A 24574-nucleotide genomic window follows, 5' to 3' on the forward strand; every position below is an offset into this window, starting at 1 on the left:
AATGATAGCTTAAATTTAGGAAAATTCCATGTGTTCTGATGAAATTAGGTCAGAACTTTTTAGATAATCGTAATAATTTGTCTCTCATTATTTTGAGTTTCATCAAAAAATAAAGATGGATCCATTAATTGTGCACCCAATTGAAAAATAGCTTTCTCTTCCTCTTTTTTGGGTAATGTATTCAAGGGATCAGGAGTCATTATTGAGGCTATAGCAGGCGCGAGTAAGGTGATTCCAATTGGAAGCAAAATTGCACCAATTAAAGGATTAAAAGGAAAAGAAACGAGTGACGCCAAAATGATCGCCGCTCCCAAAATAGATGCAGCCAATGACAATTTATGCCGAACAGGCTCTTCAATCACCTCAGTAATTCCTACGGGATAATACTGTTGCTTATGATAAAGATCGATGTAAAACGCCAACTGAGAGGGACGAGATAAACATGAATGCACCGTATGAGCAAAGCGATGATATTGGGCTAATATTCGTTCCTTTTCAGCCAAGCTTTTATTGATTTCTAAAGCTTTGTCAAAATCAGCTCTTCGAAGTTGTAACATTTGTAAAAACAAACTCTTTTCATCTTCATCTATATGGTTCAAAAGTTCCTTCACTTTTAGAAATATTTCTAAAATTGACTCAAGGGTTGGTTTTTGGGAAAAAAGTGCCATATTAAATTTTTATAAAATCAATGTGACCGCAGGGTAACATCGTTTCTAATGAGGTAAAATGGACGGGAGTCTGTTTTACACACCTGAAAAGAATATTAACAAAAACTTAAAAAAGTTAGCATAAAATTATCACTTGAAATTTATTGTTGAAATTTGCGTTTTATTGTTAGTAAATAAAGAAAACCAGGAATTCAATTAATTCCTGGATCAATGATATTAATGGCAAATTTTCTTACAACGAATGGCACGACCGCTCCAACGATCAATAAGACATTTACTGCGGCAACCATGGCCAATATATCTCCAGCCAGACCAGTAAGCATTTCTGTGGTGCTTTTTATAGTAATATGGAGGGTTTCCATGATAATAGCCTGAATGATATCCAATATAGTAAGCAAGTTGTTGGCCTGGAGGATTTGATGCTTGGGTATTAGCCTTTGCAAGTCCGCTGTATAAAAAACCCGCAATCAGTGCAAATGATAGAATCACAGTCGGTATTAATTTATAGCTTCGTATGCTCGTTTTTTCCATGATGCAACCCCACATTTATGTTGTTACATTAAAGATTATAGATTATAAATAATTTTCTTAACAATTTTGGACTCATAATGAAGGAAAAAATAATCCTAATTACAGGATGCTCCAGTGGAATAGGCTTGGATGCAGCCCTATCATTGAAGAAAAGAGGTCATAGGGTTATAGGCTCCTGTAGAAAAAATGAAGATGTGCAGAAACTACTTTCAATGGGAATAGAAGCAGTTCAATTGGATGTTTCCGACTCCTCGTCAATCCATAATGCATTTACAGAGGTTATGGCCAAAACCCAAGGCCATTTGGATGTTCTAATTAACAATGCAGGTTACGGCCAGGCAGGGGCATTGGAAGATATCTCTCGTGATGTATTAAGAGCCCAATTTGAAACCAATGTTTTTGGCTTAATCGAACTGACCAACCTTGCCATTCCTGTCATGCGCAAACAAGGATATGGTCGCATTATTAATCTAAGCTCAATATTAGGTCTAATTAGTTTACCATTCAGAGGCGCATATAATGCTTCAAAATATGCTGTAGAGGGAGTAAGTGATACGCTTAGACTGGAATTAGAATCTTCAGGTATTGATGTCATTACCATAGAGCCTGGACCTATAGAGAGCAAGTTTAGGGACAGCTGCGTTGATTATTCTTTAACCAAGATTGATACACAGAATAGTTTCTTTAAAAAACAGTATGAAAATATGCTCGCTACATTTAAACAGAAAAAATCAAACTCTTTTTTTACTCGCAAAGCTGATGCAGTAACGAATAAACTGATTCATGCAATAGAATCGAGAAAACCTAAGGCTAGATACCCTATCACATTTCCGGCTCATTTAATGATTTTTCTGAAGTGGCTTTTAAGCGTCAAAATGCTCGACCGGTTTTTTTTATTTATTTCCAAAAAAGAATTGTCCTGACTTTAAGGAAAAAACTATTTATTTTAAATTTTAAATTCATGAATAATAAAAGAAAAATTTTTTATGGTAAAAAAAATAGCTACAAACATAAAAATTTGTTGATTCTACGTGTATCATATTTGTACTCAAAAAGCTTGCAAAAAGTTTAAATATTGTTTTTTTTGATACATAGGGAGTGATTAATTATGTTTTTAAGAGGTATTTTAGATTGGTCCTCAAGCAGTTCTTTTTTAACAAGAAAAAATAAGGATGATGTACCAAGTGTAAAGGAATCGAATTTTCAATATGAATTAACCAGCAAAGAAAAAAGACAATTAAAGCATTCTCAAGAAAAGCCCAAAGTTGTTGCCCTTTATGATGAACATGATGGAGCGACTAACGCTGATTTAGCAATCAAGCATATAGAGGGAAAAGGCATTGAGGTCCTTAAAGTTTCACCGGAGGAAGGATTAAAACACCCTGCAATGGCACAGGGTGATATTCATGGAATCTATTTGCCTGGCGGTTCAGATATACCTGTTGATGCACCTCATGATGCTCGTAAGGAATTTGAAGGTCAGTTAACTCAGTTAGCACGTACAAAAGACATCCCGTTACTTGGAATATGTCGTGGTGAACAAGCGCTTGCATACCATAATGGCTTAGAGGTACAAGATTTAGTTGACTTTGACAAGCACTACAACCACGAGGGCGCAAATAATACGAATAATCCTGTTTTAAACAACACCGTAATTGTTGAACCAGGTAGTCAATTACACGCAGCTGTGGCAAGCAAACTAAAAGAAAAGGGTAACCATAGTCCATTAGAATATTCGGTAACCTGCCTTCATCATCAACATACACCAGGTGATTCAACTAAGACAAATGTAACCACATCAAGCCATAATAAATACGATCATTCGATTGAAAGCTTTGAAATAAAAACGGGCCGTTTTTACTCATTCGGAGTACAACATCATCCGGAAGTAACGATTAGTTCTTTTGAGGCTGAAAGACTAGAAAAAATTAGCCAGGCAAAAAAAGAAGCTGAAGACGCGCGATTTACTTCAAACTATTTTGATCAGGATGCTTCATTCTATACAGAGTATCGAAGTGCTCAAAAAATTAGATCGGCTTATCAGAAATCAAGAGATGAACTCGCTGCCAAGGGAGAGATGCGTTTTTTTACAAACCAGGTTAAAAAGAACTTTCTTGGGAAGACACAGAAAGAAGACACAGAAAATTTAGTCGAAAGAGATCCTTATAGTCTATTCTGTATTTAATGCTCTCTTGTGGATGTTATCTCTGACATGAAACAAAGCTTTACTTGTTCAGAGATAGTATCTGCAATTTGCTAATCGATATTTTATTTTTATGATTGCCTGGATGAGTAATTCTATTCTCTCAGTTGGACAATCATCTCAAAAATACATTCTAAAAAATAAATTACGATTAACCCTGAAAACCTCTCGTCATTCTCGTCGGAGACATATTGAAAGAGCATTCCCTTGACTAATTTTATGCTCCCTTAAAAAAATTTAACTGTTCAATTAATAATTAACTAAGTCACTCTCTGTACAATTAAAATTCTAAATGATTGTAAAGGGGTAACTTAAATATGTTCCAGAAGTTAAAAGACTATTTATACAGCACAGCAGAGAGCCAAGAACAGCCAAAATTTGAATATGCATTAAATAAAGAACAGAAAATGCAATTGAAATCTTCTGAAGAGAAGCCCACGGTTGTCGCATTATATGATAAATCAGGTGGAACAACGTACTGTGATTTGACAGTAGATTATTTCAAAAGTAAAGGCTTGGAAGTGACTCCAGTAACTCCGTCTGAAGGACTAAACCATCCAGTTTTTAAAGGAAAGGTACATGGAATCTATTTACCGGGCGGACCAAATGTTCCTGTCAACGATTCAAGTGATCCCCGCAAGCAATTTGAAGGAGAACTGACTCATTTAGCTAAAGAGAGTGATATACCTCTCTTAGGAATTTGTCGGGGATTACAAACAATTGGCCATCATCATGGTTATGATGTAAGCGACATACCGGAAGATCATGAGCAACGTCAACCTCATTATGATACATTTGATACCGTGTATAAAGAAACGGAAGATCCTACCTTTAACAATAAAGTTGTTGTTAGAAGAGGAAGCTTATTACATCAGTCATTACAGTATAAATTGAAACATAAGGATGATAAGGATATTGAATATAATGTGACTTGTCTCCATCATCAGCACATGAAAGAAGATGAAGTGAATAGGAATCTCTGGGTTTCTGGTTATAGCAAACATGATGGTTTGGTTGAAAGTGTAGAAAAAAGAACAGGAAGATTTTGGTCTGCTGGACTACAACATCATCCAGAAGCAGTTATAAGTTCTTGTGAGGACGCCAGAAAAGAGAAAATAAAAGAACTTGAAGCCCAATTAGAACATTCACGTTCCACATCAAATTATTTAGATCCGGATTTTTCAATCCATGCAGAGATTTCCTATGCAAGCCAAATGAGAAGAGTTCGTAACACAAGAACACGAGATGAAAAGGCCGCTAGAGCAGAGCTGGGCTTTTTTACAAAGCAAGTGAAACATAATTATTTAGCCCAAGCGCCAAAAAGAGTAGTGCAAGAGACTAGTTATGAAGACTATTTGTTTTCATGTAACTAAATAATGTAAGAGCATTTTGATATGCCAAGGAGGGCATTCAATATATGTTACAAAAACAACCCTAATCGCAAGATATTTTTATTATTAGAACCTATCTGAAATTTGAATTTTCTTATTAATTCCTATTCTACTGCTTCTCTAATCAGGTGATACGGCGAGTCAATAATTTATCTTTTTAAAAAATAAAGAAAAAGCACATTTTTTTTGCTAAAATCATATTGGGTTAAAAAAAATAATTAACTTTTTCAAGGAAGTAAAATCATGAAGAAATCCACTTTAGCTGTAGCTGCTTTGTTATCTGTTTTGGCAGCACCTGTTGTCTCTGTTGCTTATGCAGACGATGCATCTACATCTACTAGTTCAACTTGTAATGGCTGTAAAGGCTGCAAGGGCTGTAAAGGCTGCAATGGTTGCAAAGGGTGTACTGGTTGCAAAGGCTGCAATGGTTCGTCTGGCGACTAATTTGAAATTTCATTTCTGAGTATAGGAGGTAGTTTTTACTACCTCTTCTTCTTGCTTTTTCTTGAAGCCACGATATGAATATTCATTCAGAATTCAAATTACCTGCGCTAAGTAATTGGCAGAAAAGAATTTATCTCAATTGGGCCAAACAAATTTTGGAATCCCAGCAATTGATGACCCATGAAGGGACTAATATTCTTCATTACACTTTGGAAAAGAAAAAAATTTTTGAACGAATGAGTCATTATCCTCGGGGCGATCGTATTGATCATTCTACCGGGGCTCAATATTTTTATCATTGCCATAGAGAAAATTATGAAAGTACTGAGCATGGACATTTTCATTGTTTTTTAAGATATAAGCATATTCCTAAAAGTATAAAGCCTGCACGGATAGCAGACTGGGATAGATACATGGATAATCCCATGACTCATATCATTGCGATTGGTATGAATCAATTTGGACAACCCATACGATTATTTACTGTGAATCGCTGGGTTACTTCAGAAATCTGGTATCATTCAGAGTATAGCCATCGTCTCATCAGGCGCTATAAAATGACTTTGAATGATCATTCGTATTGGCAAGTGCTGGATCGATGGGTTGAAGGAATGATTCATCTATTTAAGCCTCAAATCTTATGGCTCCATCAACAGCGGGATAAAAGAATCATTCAGCATCAAGAAGATAACCACATCGATAATCCTCTTATGGATTATGATCTTGAAGAATTATCTGACATTCCAATTGATTTAAAACAACAGATTGAGTGGGTTATCAGTTAACTAATACTGTACATGTGTAGAATAATTTCAAAAACTGAGGATCCCTTTGGTAATCCCAATAAGCATATTTCACTTTCCTTTTTAATTGCGTGAAACAAATGTGGCATTCTGCATCAATTAAGAATTACGATATCGCCAGTTTCGCTAAAATGCTTTAAATTAAATGAATCAAATCTGTACTATAATTTACATGCAAAATTAAAATTCCTGGAGTATTTGCATGTCTTCTAATATGAAAAATAGGATTCAAGAAGAAATAGCTTCCATTCATCAATATTATATGGAAATTATTAATTCTATGCCCCACATTGTTTATTGGGTGGATACGGACTGCGATCTTAAAGGATGTAATAATAATTTTATTCAATTATTAGGCGTCAACACACTCAAGGATTTAAAAGGTACTCCTTACCAGCAAATGGAGCGTTTTGCTCAATGGGATAAAGATCGAATTGAACAGTTAAAGTTAGAAGATATGAATGTTATTTTTTCTGGAGTTCCTCAGCATAATATCACTGAAAAACCAATTGAGGATCATACAGGTAAGGCGCATCACTTTATATCATCACGTATTCCCATGTATGATCGGAACAACGAAATAATTGGATTAATAGTTATTTTAAATGACATCACTTTAAATCGGGAAATAGAGGAATACACTGAAGATCAAAGGGAGAACAAACAAAAAAATATCCTGGCAATAGCAGAAGGCTATTTACCTACGGTCCTCATGGTAGAGGATAATGTTATTGCCCAGAATGTCGAAAAAGCATTATTAACTGCGTTACACTGCCAGGTGGACATCGCAGATTCTGCAGAAAATGCCCTAAAATTATTTAATCCTGGAAAATATGATCTTGTTTTAATGGACATTGGATTGGAAGATTCTTCAGGATATGTGGTCGCAAAACAATTACGCCAGAAAGAGAAAGATACCCAATATCATGTTCCTATTATCGCTTTAACAGGCTTTGAGGCAGATGTAGTAAAATACGATTGCCAACATTATTTTATGGAAGGTGCGATTAGTAAACCTCTAACTTGCGAGCAGGCAGAACAAATCATTAAACATTATGTATATCATATGGATGTTCCTGTGCGTGGTTTGAAGACGACATAGTATCTGATATCATGCTCTTTTTTTATGAATTCTTTTTATGAGAAGCAATCCCGCCACTGAATCCAAACGCATCCTGTCTTTAGATGTTTTTCGTGGGCTGACCATGTTCTTGATGGTGCTCGTCAACAGTATAGGAACACGGGTTACTTATCCGATATTGGAACATGCCGAATGGAATGGATGTACTTTAGCAGATTTAGTATTCCCAGCTTTTTTATTTATAGTGGGTATCACTACTGTCATTAGTTTGAAAAGACATAGAAGTGAGGAAAGTAAAGGATTACTCTATCGAAGTATTCTTTCACGTACGTTACTTTTATTCTTTTTTGGCATATTTCTTAATATTTTTCCAGTCCATTTTGATTTAACCACATTACGGATTTATGGAATTCTCCAACGCATTGCCATGTGCTATTTTGTTTGTGCCATTCTCTACCTCAATACCTCAGTTAGAATTCAAACTTATATTTTTTTGGGAATCCTTTTAGGTTATTGGTATTTTCTCACCCAGATACCAATCCCTGCCTCTGGTGAAGGCCAATTAAGCATTTTGAGAAACTGGCCTGGTTTTGTTGATACGCTTATTTTTTCCTCATCGCAATTGCTATTTAAAACTCTTGATCCAGAAGGTTTATTGAGTACTATCCCTGCTGTCGCAACGACTTTACTAGGTCTACTGACAGGACATTTTTTATTAAGTTCAATTAGCAAACAAAAGAAAAGTATTATTATGATTGCTACAGGCCTTTTATCTTTGATAATAGCCTGGTTATGGAGCTACTCTTTTCCAATAAATAAAAATTTATGGACCAGCTCCTTTGTTTTATGGAGTGGTGGATTTTCATTGATTTGTTTTGGTCTTTGTTACTTTGTGATTGATGTTCTAGGTTATATTAAATGGTCATTACCCTTTAAGATTATGGGAATGAATGCATTATTTATTTTTATATTCCATGTTATTTTACTAAAACTTCAATCCTTGTATGTTTTTCCTCTACCTGGCGGAGGACAAGACGTGATGCGTGTGGCAATCGCTGAATATTTATTTGGAAACTTTGGCCAACAAAATGCAGGATTGTTTTATGCGTTGCTTTTTCTTCTATTCAATTTTTTAGTGGCTGCGATTTTATATCACCGCAAAATATTTATTAAAATTTAAATGGTGATCCATCAAAACAGTTACTGATTGATTCTCATTATTTTGCCTGGATCGTCGCCAGCAATTTTTCTAATCACCATAATATAAGATGCTCCTATTCTTCAAAAAGGCTTACTCTTTGCCTCTATTGTTCATCCTATAGGAGTTAGCTATAATAACGGGTTAGATTAAACTATCTGTAGTTAATGGAGTCGTTCTCGATGCCAATTTATGAATATCAATGTACAAGTTGCAATCATCATTTTGATTTAATGCAAAAAATAAGCGATGAACCAGTAAGACAGTGCCCTGTCTGTTATAAAAATTCAGTGGTTAAGTTGGTTTCTGCCGCTGGCTTTCAACTTAAAGGTTCAGGTTGGTATGCTACTGATTTTAAAAACAAACCTAAAGAAGCGGCTAAAAATGATGAGACTGTTTCCAAGGATAAAACAAAAGAGACTCCTTCTTCCCAATCGAATAAAGATGGTGACACTAAGTGAAACCCGTGTCATTAAGAAGATATTTACTTGCGGGACTGGTGGTGTGGTTGCCCATACTCGTTACCATAGGCGTGTTGCGGTTTATTATTGACTTACTGGATAATACCTTGGCCTTAATCCCTAAGGCATATCAACCCGAACAATTAATTGGGCACTATATCCCTGGATTTGGCGTAATTTTATCCCTCGTTATCCTGATTGCAACCGGCATCATCGCAACCAATTATTTTGGACAACGTTTAGTAGCATGGGGTGAATCCATACTTGTCAGAATTCCATTGGTTCGATCCATTTATAAAACAGTGAAGCAAGTAATTAATGCGGTATTGTCCACGAATAGCGAGGCATTTCGAAAAGTAGTCCTAGTGGAATATCCTCGAAAAGGGATGTGGAGTATTGCCTTTCAAACAGGTACTGCGAATTCTGCGATCGCGGATAGAATCAATGAGGAGTTGATATCCATATTCATACCCACGACACCAAACCCTACATCAGGTTTTCTCATGATGCTTCCGAGAAATGATGTCATTGAGATGGATATGAGTATTGATGAAGCATTGAAATTTATCATTTCTTTAGGAGTAATGCCGCCATCAGAGGCAGCATTAGTAAACAATTTGTAAAATTTAAATAGGCGGTTTTTATATGCGTACACACTACTGTTTGGGCGTTGATGAGTCAATTTTAGGAAAAGAAGTTACGGTATGTGGTTGGGTACATCATCGACGAGACCATGGTGGTGTCATATTCCTGGATATCCGTGATAGTTCAGGTTTATTGCAGGTGGTCTATGAGCCGGAAAATAAATTAACATTTTCTGATGCTGAAAAATTGCGCTCTGAATTTGTAGTCCGTATTTCGGGTATTGTTCGTAAAAGACCTGAGGGAATGGTGAATGAAGCTATGGCTACAGGAAAAGTCGAAGTGCTCGGCACCAATCTTGAGATTCTGAATCAATCACCAACACCACCATTCTTACCCGATGATTTTCAAGTTGTGAATGAAGATTTACGTTATAAATACCGTTATATCGATTTGCGTCGTCCTTCAATGAGAGACAAGATTACCCTAAGACACCAATTAACCAGTTGTATTCGTAATTACCTGAATCATTTAAATTTTATTGATATTGAAACACCCATGCTTACTAAAGCAACGCCGGAGGGTGCTCGAGATTACTTGGTCCCTTCAAGGGTACACCAAGGATCGTTTTATGCCTTACCACAATCCCCGCAGCTTTTTAAACAGTTGTTGATGGTTTCAGGTTTTGACAAATATTACCAAATAGTCCGCTGTTTTCGAGATGAAGATTTACGTGCTGACAGGCAGCCTGAATTTACCCAGCTTGATATTGAAATGGCCTTCATTGACGAGGAAAATATTTTAAATCTGATTGAAGGTTTATTGAAAACTGTATTTAAACAAGTCCTGAATGTTGATTTATCTGAGACATTTCCTAGAATGTCCTATGCAGAGGCTATGCGACGTTTTGGCAGTGATAAACCGGACTTACGTAATCCTTTAGAGCTCATCGATATTGCAGATTTAGTAAAACAATCTGACTTTAAAGTCTTCTCCACCGCAGCAAATGATACAGACTCCAGGGTAATTGCCTTACGACTACCTGGAGGTTGTGATTTGAGCAGAAAAGAGCTGGATGATTATGGCAGTTTCGTCAATATATATGGAGCTAAAGGACTTGCTTACATCAAGGTTAATAATCTTGATGAAGGCATTTCGGGCTTACAATCTCCGATTTTAAAGTTTCTTTCTGAAGAATCCGTCCATGCGATTTTGCAACATACAGAGGCTAAAACAGGAGATGTTATTTTCTTTGGTTCTGATAAGAAACATATTGTCAATGAATCAATGGGCGCTTTAAGAACCAAGCTAGGACACGATAGAAAATTAATCAAAGAGGGCTGGGCTTTGTTATGGGTAATTGATTGGCCAATGTTTGAGTTGGATCATGAAAAAAATACACTGAGTGCCATGCATCATCCATTTACCTCTCCAAAGGATCTATCACCTAAGAATTTAATGGCTAACCCCACGAGCACTTTAGCTAAGGCCTATGATATAGTAATCAACGGTTATGAGATCGGCGGCGGCTCCATCCGCATTCATCAGCCCGATTTACAAAAAGCAGTTTTTGAGCTATTGGGAATCAATGAGCAAGAAGCTCAAGAAAAATTCGGCTTTTTACTGGATGCATTACAATATGGGGCGCCACCTCATGGAGGTATCGCACTAGGAATCGATCGTCTCGCGATGTTACTCACAGATTCAACTTCAATTAGAGATGTTATTGCTTTTCCTAAAACTCAAACAGCATCATGCCTTTTAACGAGTGCACCATCCCCCACAGGGAATGCACAATTAACAGAATTAGGAATAAGACTTGCTCCAACAACGCAGATTAAATAAAACCACACTACGTGGCAAAGCTTTTCTTTGCCACGTCAAAAATTGGATTATTTTTTTAAAAGTCGGGATCTTTTTTTCAATTTTTTCAGAAGTTCGGTTGAAAAAGAGTCCCTTGCAGCAACCCTCTTTTCTAAAAAACTTAGGCAGAGGCATTTTAAATTATCAATTTTTAACACCTTTGTTTGTTTTATTTTTTTATTCCTATTCCATTACAGCGACACCGATACATAAGCAGGTAACTTCTCCTTTAAAAAAGGAGGCAGCTGGTTCTGAGAAAAAACAGGTCACCTATATTGAGTATCTGACCCAGGAAAAAATACATTTAACATCAGCAATTCAAGAATCAAAACAGGCCATTCAACTCACCAGCGAGATCGAATTTAATGCGAAAATGAAACAGGTCTCAACGATACTCTCTATGGTAGGTGTAAAAATTGAGAGCCTGGATAGTTTTCTCGATCATCAATATAAAGAACAGTACAATTTAAATCAGCGTTTAAAGCAGCTCCAGCAGATGCCCATTTCTAAGGAAAATACAACCATTCCTGAGCGGGTTCAAAAAGTCGAGCATTTGCTGGATATAAATAAACAAACCACTCAATTAATTCTGGATAATTTAAAACTTGCAAAAGAGTTCCAAATTTCACTCAACGAAGAAGTAAAAAATTTAGAATCATGGCATTCACTCTTTGTCCTGGAACAAAAACTCGTTCAGATTAAGTCATTGAAAGATCAACTCAATAAAAAATTAAGTATTCTTTATGAAAATGTAATAAAGCAGCCCCAAGATAAGCGAGTCAAATCCTCTCTGCGATTAACCACAGCGGATTACGAAGCAATGTTGTTGATTAATAATCAAAATATTGCGGCGATTCAAAACCATTTGAATGCTTTGAACATCCAAAAAACTGTAGTGAGAGCTGACATAGTTTATCTTAAAAATCCAGACACTAAAAATTTACAACTCATCACTGAAATCTATAAAGATGCTTTAAACCAATATTCTAAGGTAGAAAAGAGCATCCAACAAATAGGGAATTTCTTAAATAATGAAACAAAACTTGTAGTCGAACCCAGTTTAAAAAAATCCATAAGCGCCTTACAACTTACTTTAATGCAACAACTTAAAGAAGCGAACATACAAAAACAGCTCTTGATTAAGAACTTATCGGATTATCAGGCGCAGCTCAAAAAACTTATGTCTTCGCGACAAACGCTTGCAGATTATAGTTTAAACAGCTGGCCTATAATCATAAAGAAAATTGTTGCTATTCCGGGATTATTTTATAAATACATAAAAACTTTAAGCTTAAAGGTGTATGACAGCTATTTATGGCTGACCCCATTATCCAGATTTCTATTGTGGGGTGGGTTTGTTTTTATTGCCGGTTTTTTCTTTGTGATAAGCCGTATTTTAAAAATGATACGAAGAGGGAAAGAAAGATCCCGGTTATCGGGCTACCTCTATGATGGAATTTTAATTCTCATACAGAGAAATATCCCTTATTTTTGCGTTGTCTCCATGCTTTGGGCATTACTTTATGTAACCCATATTTCTTTTTCGAATTATCAGTTACTGTTTAAATTAATCGCGGTATGGTTTACTTTTAAGATTTTAATTTTAATTGCACGCCTGGTATTACTTGAACGAATTTCTGACTCATCAGGTAAGGACGTGAAACTCTATTATCGATTAAAATGGCTCTTACTCTTCGGTGGATGGACTAATGCTTTAATGACCATAGGTTATTTACTGCCTTTATCTATACTGCTGCAAGATATATTCAATCGATTATTTATGCTTTTTATTTTAGCGGTATCTCTTGTCGCATGGAAAAGTAAAGATGTGATTCCTTATCTTTTACGGCCCATGCTGAAAAGCCAGAAAGGATATGTAAAAAATGCAGTTTCTTTATTGGTCATACTAATCCCGACTACGCTAGTCACAACAGCTGTTATCGGTTTATCAGGATATATCAGTTTAGCCTGGAGTATGAGTCAATATCAGGCCTATGTATTACTTGTTCTCGTAGGATACATTTTTGCCAGAGGTTTATTATTCGATGCATTGGAACTATTTTCTGAATTGATGATTTCCTCATTGCGCAATGGTTGGCTCTGGATAGAGGTCTTTTTAAAACCATTAGATAAAATTATAAGAATATTACTTCTACTCACGAGTATTTACATCTTATTTCAATTGTTTGGCTGGTATTCCGACTCATTAGTCGTAATGAGTTTGAAAAAATTTGCACAATATACACTCATCAATATCCCGGGTATTTATATTACGGTCACCAGTACTTTGGAGTTTTTTATTCTTCTCGCCATATTTATTTGGGCAGCTAAATGGACGCGAGAATTTTGTTATCGTTGGCTGTATAAAAATGCCAAGGATGTAGGAATACGCAATAGTCTTTCTGTTTTTAGCCAATATGCCATTGCCCTTTTAGGTGGCTTTGTATCCCTTCATATTCTGGGATTTGATTTCAGTGGCATGTCTATGATTATCGGGGGGCTTGCGGTAGGAATGGGATTCGGGCTACGCGATTTCGCCAGTAATATCGTAGGTGGTCTTATGCTGCTTGTAGAAAGACCCGTTAGGGAAGGGGATTTAGTGACTATAGGCGAGCATGAAGGGCGTGTTTCCCACATAGGTATTCGCTCTATGAGGGTTTCTTCTTGGGATAATATGGAGGTTTTGGTGCCTAATGCTGAAACCTTTAATAAACCTTTCACCAACTGGACACATCAAGATGGCATCGTTAGAACGGTAATACCCATAAAAGTCAGCCGTTCCGATAATCCGCTTATGATCCAGCAATTGATATTGGATATTTTAGCAACAACGTCTGAAATTGTTGCAGATCCACCTGCTCAAGTTTTTCTTAAGAAAATAGATGAAGCCTTGTTGGAGTTTGAAGTACGATACTTCATCAACGTGCAAATTCACACTCGAATTGAAGTTCAATCGAAAGTATTATTTGCCATTATGGATCAGTTTAAATCCAACAATATCAAACCTCCTATTGAACCGCTTGCTATTGAAATTAAAGAGGGAGAAAGTGACTTTTCTGTCAAAAATCAGTCCCCCGAAAAGTGAACAGGAGTTGCTTGAGCGATGCTCCCAAATTGCAGGTCTTAGTTTTTCACAATTGGGATTAAAATTGAAATTGGTTATTCCCACTCATCCTAACCAAAGAAAGGGATGGGTTGGCCAATCCATTGAATTAGCTCTAGGTACTGACGCCCAAAATAAATCCTTCCCGGATTTCAAGGATTTAGGTGTTGAATTAAAAACATTACCATTAAATAAAAACGGCAGACCCGCTGAGTCAACTTTTATTACATCCATTCCTTTACTTACAATTCATCAGCAACAATGGAAATCCTCTCAATGCTATGCAAAATTAAAACGAATTTTATGGATACCAATAGAAGGGGATAAAAACATCCCTTATTCACAAAGAAGAATTGGCCAGGGTTTTTTTTGGTCGCCTGATGAAGAACAGGAAAATATTTTAGCCTCAGATTGGGGGTTTTTGGCTTTTCAAATCAGCACAGGACGTCTGGAGACGCTGGATGCAAAAGCGGGTGAGTATTTACAGGTGCGTCCTAAAGGAGCCAATGGAAAATCATTATGCTTTGCCTATGATAGCCAAGGCAATAAAGTTAAAACACTCCCTCGAGGGTTCTATCTAAGAAGTAGTTTCACCGCAAAAATATTATCGTGTAGCCTTGAGAGAATTACATTGTAAACCGACTCTCAATTTGGGTACAGAGAAGTCTTCACTCAGGCTACTGAAAACATTATTCAGATTTTGCATGTCCCATGGTGAGCATAGACGGCAACATGTCTGTAATTGTATTTTTTAATTGATCAACAGGTTGTTTTATTCTAGCAGTTAACAGTTCTTTAAAATGAGGATCTGTAGCAAAATAACGGAGTGCACTTTCTACTCCTTTATATATACCTAAATCCAACTCTCGTCGCTCCACACTCGCTTTTAAATCCTGAAGCCTGTTGAGGTCAACATTATTTTTCGGGGAGGAAAAGAGAGAGTATGCATAAGAGAAGCTGCTCCAAATTGAGGATTTAGTCTCTTCTTCAACTGTTACTTTTTTCCAAACCAACATAAATTCCACAGAACATATTGGTGCCAATACTCTAATCATTCGTTGAATGGTTGGATTGGCGAGTAGCGCTGTATTATCCGTTGCCCCATCATATTTAGGCTGATTTTGTTTCAAACACCAATTGTAAATCACTTTCATCTCTTCTAATTGGTTATGGAAATCAGTGGTATTAAAGGTTTCAAGCATCCAGCCCAATCCACCACACCATAGATAGGTTACGAGAAAATAATTGACGAATTCAGGAACTGGTAAAAGAAATCCAGCAAGCCACGGTCCACCTCCGAATTTTAAACCTGATTTCATACCTTGAAAAAGGTACATTAGATTGGCATTGTATTCGAAATCATTGACGTAATTTTTAAGTGTAGCAAGCTGTTCTTCATCATTTATATTAAATGGTTCCGAAGTTAATGTTCTTAACGCTTCAGCTCGTTCGCTTTTCGCTTTTTCTACAGCAGCCATTCCTTCAACACTCATTTTGCCCATCGTATTCTCCTTGAAATATTCACTTATTCAATAAACATCCTACATGAAATAATACAAAATATGCTATCGCTTTTTTTATACAAAAATATATAAAACTGAAATGAATTTTTAAATCATTAAGGATGACACGGCGATCTAGATCAATTATATTTGACAAATCAAATGTTTATATCTAATCTTGAATTGTGCAATGCAACATAAGGAGATGCGAATGAAAAATGAATTTTTTGAGCCCAGAATTTTCAACAATTTAGAGGCTCCATTACAAAGATTAATGGAATTAAACGTAAAAATGATGCAAAACTTATCATTAATGAAACCCATGGATATTCTCAATTTGAAAAAGCCAGAAGATATTCTTGAAAAGAATATGGAGCTCTTCATTCTAAATAGCCACATGACGCTTAATTACATGAGGGATACATTTCATATAATTGAAAATCATTGGCTCAATGTAGCTCGAGATATGGAGCAGGGTACAAAAAAAACAATGAACGATGCTTCTTCAGCAATTAAAAAAACAACACAGAAAGCTGCTCAATCAGCAAAATCAACAGCAAAAAAATCTGTTACTGCTGCGAAAAAATCGACAAGTTCAGCTAAAAAAGCTGGAACTTCTGCTGAGAAAAAAGCTGCGTCCTCTGTAAAAAAAGCGTCTCCTGCAGCTAAAAAGTCTGCTGCTTCTGCAAAAAAATCCAGCCCCAAAAAAACTGCGAAAATAGCCGCTAAAAGTAAACCTTCTAGTGCATCCAAAAACAAACAACCGTCAAAAAGTGCACCAGCAAAATCCCATGTAATGCAAGCAAAAACATCATCGAATCAAAATGCACCAAAAACTCAAATGTCCTCCGGTGGTAGTATGTCAAAGACTGGGGGTATGGGTGAAAAGAGTGGCGTAAAAGATATCGGCATACAAAGTATTGGAAGTAAAAGTAATCCTGTGACAAACACCAATACTCAACAATAATATTTCCATAAAGAGCCTCCATTGCTGTGGACGCTCTTTATCTGTTTTCAGAATGCACATATATCCATTTAGTCGGACTTTCTCCTAATTAATTGGAGTCTGCTCTTTTCATTTTTTTGCAACACTATCATTTATTGACATTCAGAGTTGGATCGAAATTTGAGAGCTTGGAATGCAATTCTTTTGCCAAAGAATATAAAATTAAATCATTACCTTGCGCCGCTCCAAGTTGTATGGATATTGGAATTTGATTATGCATCATGACTGGAAGAGTTAAAGCCGGAAGACCTGCTTGATTAAATATTGAAGTGAATGGTGAAAAAGCTACATTTTTTTGTAAATAACTTTCAAAATCATCGTCAGTCCTCAAATCACCAATTAACAAAGGGAGCTGTGCTAAAGCTGGTGTGAGAATGACATCATTTTGATTGAGCAACTCATGTAATGGACGTAGTAATTGATATAAACGATTTTTTGCAATCAAGTATTTATAAGAAGCAAGGGTTTTTCCACGTTGATAAAATTCCCAAGTTACAGGTTCAAGATCTTGAGGTGTTGCTTTTCTCCCAAGCTTAATTTCTTGTTGCTTGATGACCGTATATATATCCGCTGAAATCAAGGTAATCACACAATTGCCAATGGCATTTAGATCTAAATCTAAATATTTCTTTTGAACAGAATGCCCTAAAGATTTCAACAACTCTTCAATCTTGGTTAATGCATCAAGACAAGGTGTCGCTATAGGTACTGAAGCAAAAATTCCCTCAATGTGCAAAATATTTAATTTTTTAGAGGATTGGGGAGAAAGATGCACGCGTGATTGATCAGCAAATTGTTTAAAAAGTGTTTCAGAATCCCTCAGAGAACGTGTTAGTACAAAATTCACTGCCAAACCAGACCATAACTCATTCGTTAAAGGACCAGAGGGGGTCAATCCTGCAGTAGGTTTAAAACCAAACAATCCACAACAGGCTGCAGGTATCCTGATAGATCCTCCGCCATCACTTGCAGTTGCTACAGGAGCAATTCCTGCAGCAACTGCCGCTGCTGATCCGCCTGAAGAACCGCCCGATGTTCTATTTAAATCATAAGGATTTCGGCAGGGACCATGTAAAGATGATTCTGTCACGTAGGAAAGCCCCAGTTCTGGTGTATTTGTTTTTCCAATAGGAATGAAACCTAAGGACATCAATTGATGTACAAAATCACTGGTGAACGGAGCAACATTAGTAGAAAAAAAACGTGATCCTTCGGTGGTGAGTATACCTGAAATCGATTGACCTAAATCTTTAACCAATAAGGGAACGCCATAAAAAGGTTCATCACCTTTAAGATTTTTTAAACATTTTTTAGCAAAATCTGTACAATCAGTCACAACCGCATTTAGTGTTTTATTGACTTCATTTATTCGTAAAAAAGCACAGTCTAGTGTTTCCTCAGGTGAAGTTTCACCCATTTTAATTTTTCTTGCTAGCTCCGATGCATCACACTGAAGATATTCTTTTAGTAACATGCGGGACCTACATGGGTTGAATTCAGGAACAATCTCAGTTCCTGAATTGAAAGTAGTGTATTTTTTTATTCCTCATGACATTTTTTAAATTTTTCTGCCATTTTTTCTTCCATTTTCTTCATTCTGTTTTGCAGCTCTGTTTTTTGTTGTTGATTAAGAATTGCATAGATTTGGTTTTTTGCCGTAATCTTGGCTTTCATCATATCTCCAATCAACTTTGTTTTTTTATCAATCAGATTGTCTACGACAGATTGGTCCATGTTGGTAGATTGAACTTGCTGATGGATTTGTTGACTTAAGTCTCTCATTTGGGCTGCATCATTTTTTATTGTTGTTTTAAGTTGATTAAGAATAGGTTCTATTTTAGATTTTTGATTTTGATCCAATTTGAGTGACTCAACCATGCTCTTAAGCCCTCCGCCACATTCTCCTGAATGGGCCAATACCACTGGACTAAGAACTAAAGTAGCTGCAAAAGCAGCGATTTGCATTATTTTTTTATACATAATAAGTCCCTTTCTTAGTTGTGTTCATCATCAATTAGTATAGATGATCTAAAAAAATTGGTAAGCATTGCAACAAATTGCTCACTTGAAAGAGATGAAATTGCTATTGAGGCGCATTGTTAACGAATGGCCATTAACAATGCAAAGGTATTATTAATTTTTTTGAATTTAATGAACTATACTTCTTCAGCGCCAACAGTTGCATTTCCTAATGTATAAGATCGCGCGCCTGTTCCAGCGAGTTTGCCTTTATCAACAATAAGATAAACATCACGAATAGGGCGTCCTTCTAACCAACACTCTAAAATTTCGCGTGTGCCAGCAGCGTAACGTGCTTGTGCAGAGAGGGTGCTTCCAGAAATATGAGGTGTCATTCCATGATGAGGCATTGTGCGCCAAGGATGATCTTTAGGCGCAGGTTGTGGAAACCATACATCCCCTGCATAACCTGCAAGTTGCCCGGTTTCACAAGCGCTTACAATGGCATCCCGATCGCATATTTTTCCTCGAGCAGTATTAATAATATAAGACCCGCGTTTCATTTTATTAATTAGTTGCTCATTAAATAGATTTTCGGTTTCTGGTGTCAAAGGGCAATTAATTGTTATCACATCACAAGTTTGCACTAGAGACGCTACATCTTTATGAAAAATGAGACCCAATTCTTTTTCTGTTGATTCAGGCAGTCGATGACGATCCGTATAATGCAAGTTTACATCAAAAGGTTTTAAACGTTTCATGACTGCCAGACCAATACGCCCGCAGGCTACAGAGCCTACTTTCATACCTTCCAAATCATAGGAGCGCATGACACAGTCCGCAATATTCCAACCTTTTTGAATAACCCATTGATTGGAAGGAAGATAGTTTCGCACCAGGGAAAGAATCATCATGACAACATGTTCAGCCACACTGATACTATTGGAATAGGTGACCTCTGCTACCGTAATGTTATTTTCTTTTGCAGCTTGTAAATCAATGTGATCTGAACCGATACCTGCAGTAATAATTAACTTTAATTTTTTTGCTTTTTCGATCCGTTCACAGGTTAAATAGGCGGGCCAAAAAGGCTGAGATATAATAATGTCAGCGTGAGGTAATTCTTTTTCAAATACAGAGCCTGCGCCCTCCTTATCTGAAGTAACTATAAACTCATGTCCTTGGGCTTCCAAAAATGCTCGTAAACCCAGTTCGCCCGAAACTGAGCCCAATAATGTACCGGCTTTAAAATCAATATTTCTAGGTGTAGGGATACTTTGCCCATCTGGATAACTTTCAATATTGGGTATCGTGTCACGGGGATAATAATTTGGATACCCATGAATTGGATCATCATAAAGAACACAAAGAATTCTAGCCATACATTCTTCCTTTAATTTAATGGTTATATTGGGATTTACTTATTAATCGTTTTAATTGCGTCATACATCCTTACAAAAAACAAAGGCAATAATGGATATATTCTGCAGCTTTGTAAACAATTTTCTAACAATAACTCTTGTAAGCTTGAATTAACGAACTCGGGGGAACATTTCTCTTAACAAATAAAAAAAGACAATGTTAATATTCCATTATTCATGATTTGTTAATCAATGAATAACAAACGGACATGTAATTATGAAAATAAAACCACATCTCCAGATAATCAGGGAAATTACATTAGGAAATTGAATGCCAGCCTATGAGACCAACTTAAGTAAACAAGAAAAAAAATGGATCTTGGACCGTAGGGTGACACGGCTTTCTGACAATAAAGAAGTTCAAATCTATCCTATGGGTGCTGAACGTTATTTATCATCAGCTTTATATGCACCTCAAAAAAATGGCTATGATATTCGAAACGACATCAAAGACAAGAATATTTTGGTTATTCCTGGACACGGGAACAGTAGTTTTTTATTTGCACTGGCGGGTGCAAAATCAATCATTACCTATGATAAAGATCCTGTAACAATTGCCTGGATGAGGGCATTTAAAAAGTACTATTTCTATCATGAATATGATCGTAAAGGAAATCCACTTCCAACTATAGGGGATCTGTTTCGCGCATTAACCTGTTGGTACCCCCCTTTGGTCACCTTACCCAATGGAAAACTAACCCATTTATTATTTTGGATGCTCCATCCCAATTCCTTAAGAAGAGTTTATATCCACTACATGGTTTCTTTAGTACAACGTGCAATCCAAACAAAAAAACAAAATAACTTTGAATTGGATAAGAATATCGAGTTCCACGTCGGTACAGTAGATAAGATACTTAAGGAGAAAAAAAGTCAAACATTTGACACAGCTTTTGTTCCCTATTTATTAGGTGTAGAGAATGGAATAGAAGGGGAAACAGAAGTAATTAATTTCATCGAACAATTAATACAATTGATTCCAGATGGACAAATTCTAATTACTCCTACCAGAGACATCAAAGAATATTATATTTCTGGTAAAAGCTATTTTGTCACTACAGGTTATCCAGAAATCCAAGAAATGCCTGGGTTAAAAAAATATCAAATCCAGGAGGTCAGAAACTGGTTTCGTACTCAGGGACTTGTATTGGTGAAACATCATTCAAATTCAAAGTAATCGTTTTATTTTTTCATTTATCCTACTGAATATATAAAAATGAATAAACAAATGTTGTTTTATTTTTATTAAATGATTTATAATAATACATTATGAAGCAATTGAATCCAATCTTCTTTTTAGACACAGGATTGGAAGCTCCTGATGAGTTTTTATTATGAGATCTAAATTACACAAAGCTAAGAGATCTAAATTACACACAGTGGATAACAGTAGTGATGGTAACTGTATGTATTATGCCTATGCTATTTCCTTAATGTATCATTTACGGAAAAAGGGAGATATGGAAGTAGCCGAGCGACTATTTACCAGGCTGGATCTGGACTCGCAGTCTAAAGCAAAGCTTTTCTATTTATTAGAACATGATAAAAATAAACCTTATACAAGAACCCAGATAAATGAAATTATCGAACCCATACTCGGTCCGGCACTAAGAGTTTTTGGCGCACGCATGACTGGAATAAATTTTTTGGAAAATCCTAAAGATTCATCGCTATTTACAGCCACAAATTACGGAATGATTTATCTATTCAAAAAAATGTTACAACAAAATAATAGATTAAATTATGCTCAATTATTTGAATCGAATCATTTTGATAATGAAAATTTTACTGATGCGGAAATATACAAGGTTCCGGGAATCTTCCCGGATGAAATGAATGATTTTTTAGCCAGTAATTATGAACAGATTAGAAAATTATTTAACAATGGGTGGGATCAATATGCACGGAAGAAAAGAAAGGAACTTAGAGATTCAAATCGGGAACCCCCAAAAGAAGGTTTTGAATCATTCTACCGTCGTCAATTTTTGGAAGAAATCATAGGAGATATTACTGTTTCATTTTTTAAAGAAAATAATCATAAAAACCTACTTACCTACATGAATCATTTGAATACCAGCTATCATCAATGGGGAACAGAAGAAACCCTTATGATCATGCACAACAAACTACAAAAAGAAATAAGAGAAACTGTGAAAGTGGATATAAAGGGAAAAATAGAGGATCGTATTCAACTCCATTACGAAACGCCAATATCATTACAACTGTACCGTAATGGTGTGCCTTATTTCTCATCTGAAGAGCATGGTGAGCCAGACATTATTTTAAATAATTCAGGGAATTCCCACTGGCTTTCTTACATTGACTCAACTGCCCACTCTGTCATTACAAGAAATGATCTTTTGGATATAGTAGGGTTCAATGGTTATTTAGAGAAATTGCTGGCTAAATCAAAAAATGACCAGGATCCCATGAGCGCTGATTTATCCAAACTTTATCAACGTTTGAATGAGGAAAAAGAAAACTATCTTTTCAATTCAGAGGTAACGAGAGAAGGCTTTGCGACTATTTGCAATACTATTTTATCCCAAGCCAATGAAATAGAGGGATTGCAAGATCAAAAAAGCACTGCAGATGTTATTAGCTCTCTCATTAATTGTCTCTATCTTCTGTGCACATTAGATTTTAAAAATTTATTTTCAGGTAATTGGAGTGTTGTAAACCCCTTATCTATAGATACTGCTTATCATGACGTGGGTGCTTTGAAAACATCAGTTGCATTTCTAGAAGCCAGTGAGATACCTGACTTGGTGCCTAGTGGGAAAAAGTTGAATATTTAATTACAAATTAAAAAAACAATACAGGTTCTTCATCTTACTTAATCCATTCATTATTATTTTTAATTTTTTATGCCATATATAATATAAATGAATCGATATTATATGACATGATTTCTTTAATTACGTTTTTTTGAAGAATTAAATGACTTTATTCCCAGAGAGAAAAGAAAGGTATGCTTTCCACATGATCTGGCGCAAAAAACCTCTATTAAAGATCTTATCGAGTCATTGGGAGTTCCACATACTGTAATAGATGTGATTTTAGTTAATGGTCGCTCTGTTGATTTTAAATATATTGTCCAGCATCAGGATGATATCTCTGTATATCCTGTGTGCGAACCTTTTGATGTGAGCGAATTAAAACGACTCTGTCCCAAACCACCAAGAAACCCATCTTTTATTTTAGACGTCCATCTTGAAAAACTTGCGAAATATTTGCGATTGCTTGGATTTGATGCGGCATATGAAAACAATTTAACTGATGAAAACATCATTGAACGAAGCAAACAAGAACATCGTATCGTATTAACCCGAGATATTGGGATATTGAAAAACAAAAAAATCACGTATGGTCATTGGATGCACAATACGAATCCAGAAAAGCAGGTCACGGAAATTCTAAATCAGTATCACTTATTCAGTTTATGTCATCCATTTACTCGATATTTGGCTTGTAATGGTCTCTTAAAAGAGATTGAGAAATCAAAAATTTTAAATCAAATCCCGTTATTAACAAATCATTACTATGATTTTTTTAAGCAATGTCAATCATGTCAAAAAATCTATTGGGAAGGTTCACACTATAATAGACTAAAGAATTGGATAAAAAAAATAGTCCTTCTTGGGGAAAAAGCTGGCAAAAAAGGAATTAAGTGATAAATAAATTGCATTTGAATCGATTGAATGCAGCCTATTTTTAATTATTCATTACTGGTTATATTTTATTTGATTAATCCGTCACAAATACATTTCATTAAGTAGCCCAAGGAAGATGGGACGAACGTAAAAACTTTCTAATACGATACACTGGGCGATAAATCCCTGCTAAACTAATAAATATCGAAATGAATTCAAGGGGATCCTATGGACGAATCACCGATTGAACTTTTTTTGAAATCAAAGGCATTTGCTGTGATTGGTGCATCCTCCAATCGACAAAAATATGGAAATAAGGTCCTCAGGTGTTACCAAGACAACAATAAAAAAGTGTATCCTGTCAATCCACAGGAAGAGACCATAGAGGGCCTTTCTGTAGTGCATTCAGTCGTTCAACTACCCGATGAGGTAGAAAGCATTTCTATTATTACGCCGCCACGTATTACTGAAAAAGTTGTGGAAGAAGCAATTAAAAAAGGAATTAAGAATATTTGGATGCAACCAGGAGCAGAGAGTATCTCGGCCATTCAAAGCTGTAAAGACAATCATATTAATATTATTGCAGAAGGACCTTGTATTCTAGTCCTTTTAAATTATAGAGAACACTAAATTTTTAAAAATTGTCTCATCAATTATATAATTGGTTTTTAAGGAAATTCATTATGAATTTCAATCGGTGTCATC

22 protein-coding genes are annotated in these 24574 nt (G+C 35.9%); 16 read left to right on the forward strand and 6 right to left on the reverse strand.

Annotated elements, in window-relative coordinates; all coding sequences use genetic code 11:
* Positions 1 to 59: 59 nt before the first annotated feature.
* Together BU07_RS0110120 and BU07_RS17255 are read right to left on the reverse strand one after the other, a co-directional pair.
* On the reverse strand, positions 60 to 668 hold the full coding sequence (locus tag BU07_RS0110120; RefSeq protein WP_031565717.1) for a lpg1689 family Dot/Icm T4SS effector: 609 nt from the start codon (positions 666 to 668) through the stop codon (positions 60 to 62).
* A 216-nt stretch (positions 669 to 884) separates the two neighbouring features.
* Positions 885 to 1199, reverse strand: a complete 315-nt coding sequence (locus BU07_RS17255; RefSeq protein WP_084157839.1) for a hypothetical protein — start codon at positions 1197 to 1199, stop codon at positions 885 to 887.
* A gap of 77 nt (positions 1200 to 1276) precedes the next feature.
* On the opposite strand from BU07_RS17255, the gene BU07_RS0110130 reads away from it, so the two are divergent.
* The 11 genes from BU07_RS0110130 (at position 1277) to mutH (ending at position 14965) form a co-directional block, all read left to right on the forward strand.
* On the forward strand, positions 1277 to 2122 hold the full coding sequence (locus BU07_RS0110130; RefSeq protein ID WP_031565718.1) for an SDR family NAD(P)-dependent oxidoreductase: 846 nt from the start codon (positions 1277 to 1279) through the stop codon (positions 2120 to 2122).
* Between the two features lie 185 nt (positions 2123 to 2307).
* Positions 2308 to 3384, forward strand: a complete 1077-nt coding sequence (locus BU07_RS0110135; RefSeq protein ID WP_031565720.1) for a gamma-glutamyl-gamma-aminobutyrate hydrolase family protein — start codon at positions 2308 to 2310, stop codon at positions 3382 to 3384.
* 335 nt (positions 3385 to 3719) lie between these two features.
* Positions 3720 to 4775: a gamma-glutamyl-gamma-aminobutyrate hydrolase family protein gene (locus BU07_RS0110140; RefSeq protein WP_035899046.1), complete on the forward strand. Its 1056-nt coding sequence runs from the start codon at positions 3720 to 3722 to the stop codon at positions 4773 to 4775.
* Positions 4776 to 5311: 536 nt separating this feature from the next.
* On the forward strand, positions 5312 to 6022 hold the full coding sequence (locus BU07_RS0110150) for a DUF6969 family protein (RefSeq protein ID WP_031565725.1): 711 nt from the start codon (positions 5312 to 5314) through the stop codon (positions 6020 to 6022).
* A 220-nt stretch (positions 6023 to 6242) separates the two neighbouring features.
* Positions 6243 to 7142, forward strand: coding sequence for an ATP-binding response regulator (locus BU07_RS0110155; protein WP_031565726.1), 900 nt, complete (start codon positions 6243 to 6245; stop codon positions 7140 to 7142).
* A 37-nt stretch (positions 7143 to 7179) separates the two neighbouring features.
* Complete coding sequence (locus BU07_RS0110160; protein WP_031565728.1) at positions 7180 to 8301, forward strand: acyltransferase family protein; 1122 nt, start codon at positions 7180 to 7182, stop codon at positions 8299 to 8301.
* Between the two features lie 200 nt (positions 8302 to 8501).
* Positions 8502 to 8780, forward strand: coding sequence for an FmdB family zinc ribbon protein (locus BU07_RS0110165; RefSeq protein WP_031565730.1), 279 nt, complete (start codon positions 8502 to 8504; stop codon positions 8778 to 8780).
* Complete coding sequence (locus BU07_RS0110170; RefSeq protein WP_031565732.1) at positions 8777 to 9403, forward strand: DUF502 domain-containing protein; 627 nt, start codon at positions 8777 to 8779, stop codon at positions 9401 to 9403. Before BU07_RS0110165 ends, BU07_RS0110170 begins: the two co-directional genes overlap by 4 nt.
* Before the next feature lie 22 nt (positions 9404 to 9425).
* Entirely contained in the window at positions 9426 to 11207 is a 1782-nt protein-coding gene (aspS, locus tag BU07_RS0110175; RefSeq protein WP_031565734.1) for an aspartate--tRNA ligase, read from the forward strand.
* A gap of 151 nt (positions 11208 to 11358) precedes the next feature.
* On the forward strand, positions 11359 to 14310 hold the full coding sequence (locus tag BU07_RS0110180; RefSeq protein ID WP_162173977.1) for a mechanosensitive ion channel domain-containing protein: 2952 nt from the start codon (positions 11359 to 11361) through the stop codon (positions 14308 to 14310).
* The gene (gene mutH / locus BU07_RS0110185; RefSeq protein WP_031565739.1) at positions 14273 to 14965 is read left to right on the forward strand and encodes a DNA mismatch repair endonuclease MutH; all 693 of its coding nucleotides are present in this window, start codon (positions 14273 to 14275) and stop codon (positions 14963 to 14965) included. The genes BU07_RS0110180 and mutH overlap by 38 nt, the downstream gene beginning before the upstream one ends.
* Positions 14966 to 15017: 52 nt before the next feature.
* Here mutH and BU07_RS0110190 read toward each other — a convergent pair whose 3' ends face one another.
* The gene (locus BU07_RS0110190; RefSeq protein WP_031565741.1) at positions 15018 to 15830 is read right to left on the reverse strand and encodes a hypothetical protein; all 813 of its coding nucleotides are present in this window, start codon (positions 15828 to 15830) and stop codon (positions 15018 to 15020) included.
* Between the two features lie 211 nt (positions 15831 to 16041).
* On the opposite strand from BU07_RS0110190, the gene BU07_RS0110195 reads away from it, so the two are divergent.
* On the forward strand, positions 16042 to 16797 hold the full coding sequence (locus tag BU07_RS0110195; protein WP_051635531.1) for a hypothetical protein: 756 nt from the start codon (positions 16042 to 16044) through the stop codon (positions 16795 to 16797).
* Positions 16798 to 16924: 127 nt separating this feature from the next.
* Here the strand turns inward: BU07_RS0110195 and BU07_RS0110200 are convergent, their stop codons facing one another.
* The 3 genes from BU07_RS0110200 to BU07_RS0110210 form a co-directional block, all read right to left on the reverse strand.
* Complete coding sequence (locus BU07_RS0110200) at positions 16925 to 18310, reverse strand: amidase (protein ID WP_031565744.1); 1386 nt, start codon at positions 18308 to 18310, stop codon at positions 16925 to 16927.
* 65 nt (positions 18311 to 18375) lie between these two features.
* Positions 18376 to 18816: a Spy/CpxP family protein refolding chaperone gene (locus tag BU07_RS0110205; RefSeq protein ID WP_031565746.1), complete on the reverse strand. Its 441-nt coding sequence runs from the start codon at positions 18814 to 18816 to the stop codon at positions 18376 to 18378.
* A gap of 176 nt (positions 18817 to 18992) precedes the next feature.
* Complete coding sequence (locus tag BU07_RS0110210) at positions 18993 to 20177, reverse strand: NAD-dependent formate dehydrogenase (RefSeq protein WP_031565748.1); 1185 nt, start codon at positions 20175 to 20177, stop codon at positions 18993 to 18995.
* A 310-nt stretch (positions 20178 to 20487) separates the two neighbouring features.
* On the opposite strand from BU07_RS0110210, the gene BU07_RS0110215 reads away from it, so the two are divergent.
* The 4 genes from BU07_RS0110215 (at position 20488) to BU07_RS0110230 (ending at position 24499) form a co-directional block, all read left to right on the forward strand.
* Complete coding sequence (locus BU07_RS0110215; protein WP_031565750.1) at positions 20488 to 21393, forward strand: class I SAM-dependent methyltransferase; 906 nt, start codon at positions 20488 to 20490, stop codon at positions 21391 to 21393.
* Between the two features lie 157 nt (positions 21394 to 21550).
* Positions 21551 to 23014: a hypothetical protein gene (locus BU07_RS0110220; RefSeq protein ID WP_133134456.1), complete on the forward strand. Its 1464-nt coding sequence runs from the start codon at positions 21551 to 21553 to the stop codon at positions 23012 to 23014.
* Between the two features lie 150 nt (positions 23015 to 23164).
* Entirely contained in the window at positions 23165 to 23890 is a 726-nt protein-coding gene (locus BU07_RS0110225) for a Mut7-C RNAse domain-containing protein (protein WP_172459808.1), read from the forward strand.
* A 207-nt stretch (positions 23891 to 24097) separates the two neighbouring features.
* Complete coding sequence (locus BU07_RS0110230; RefSeq protein WP_031565756.1) at positions 24098 to 24499, forward strand: CoA-binding protein; 402 nt, start codon at positions 24098 to 24100, stop codon at positions 24497 to 24499.
* Positions 24500 to 24574 lie beyond the last annotated feature (75 nt).

Origin of the sequence: Legionella wadsworthii DSM 21896 = ATCC 33877, assembly GCF_000701265.1 — a bacterium.
GTDB lineage: Bacteria > Pseudomonadota > Gammaproteobacteria > Legionellales > Legionellaceae > Legionella > Legionella wadsworthii.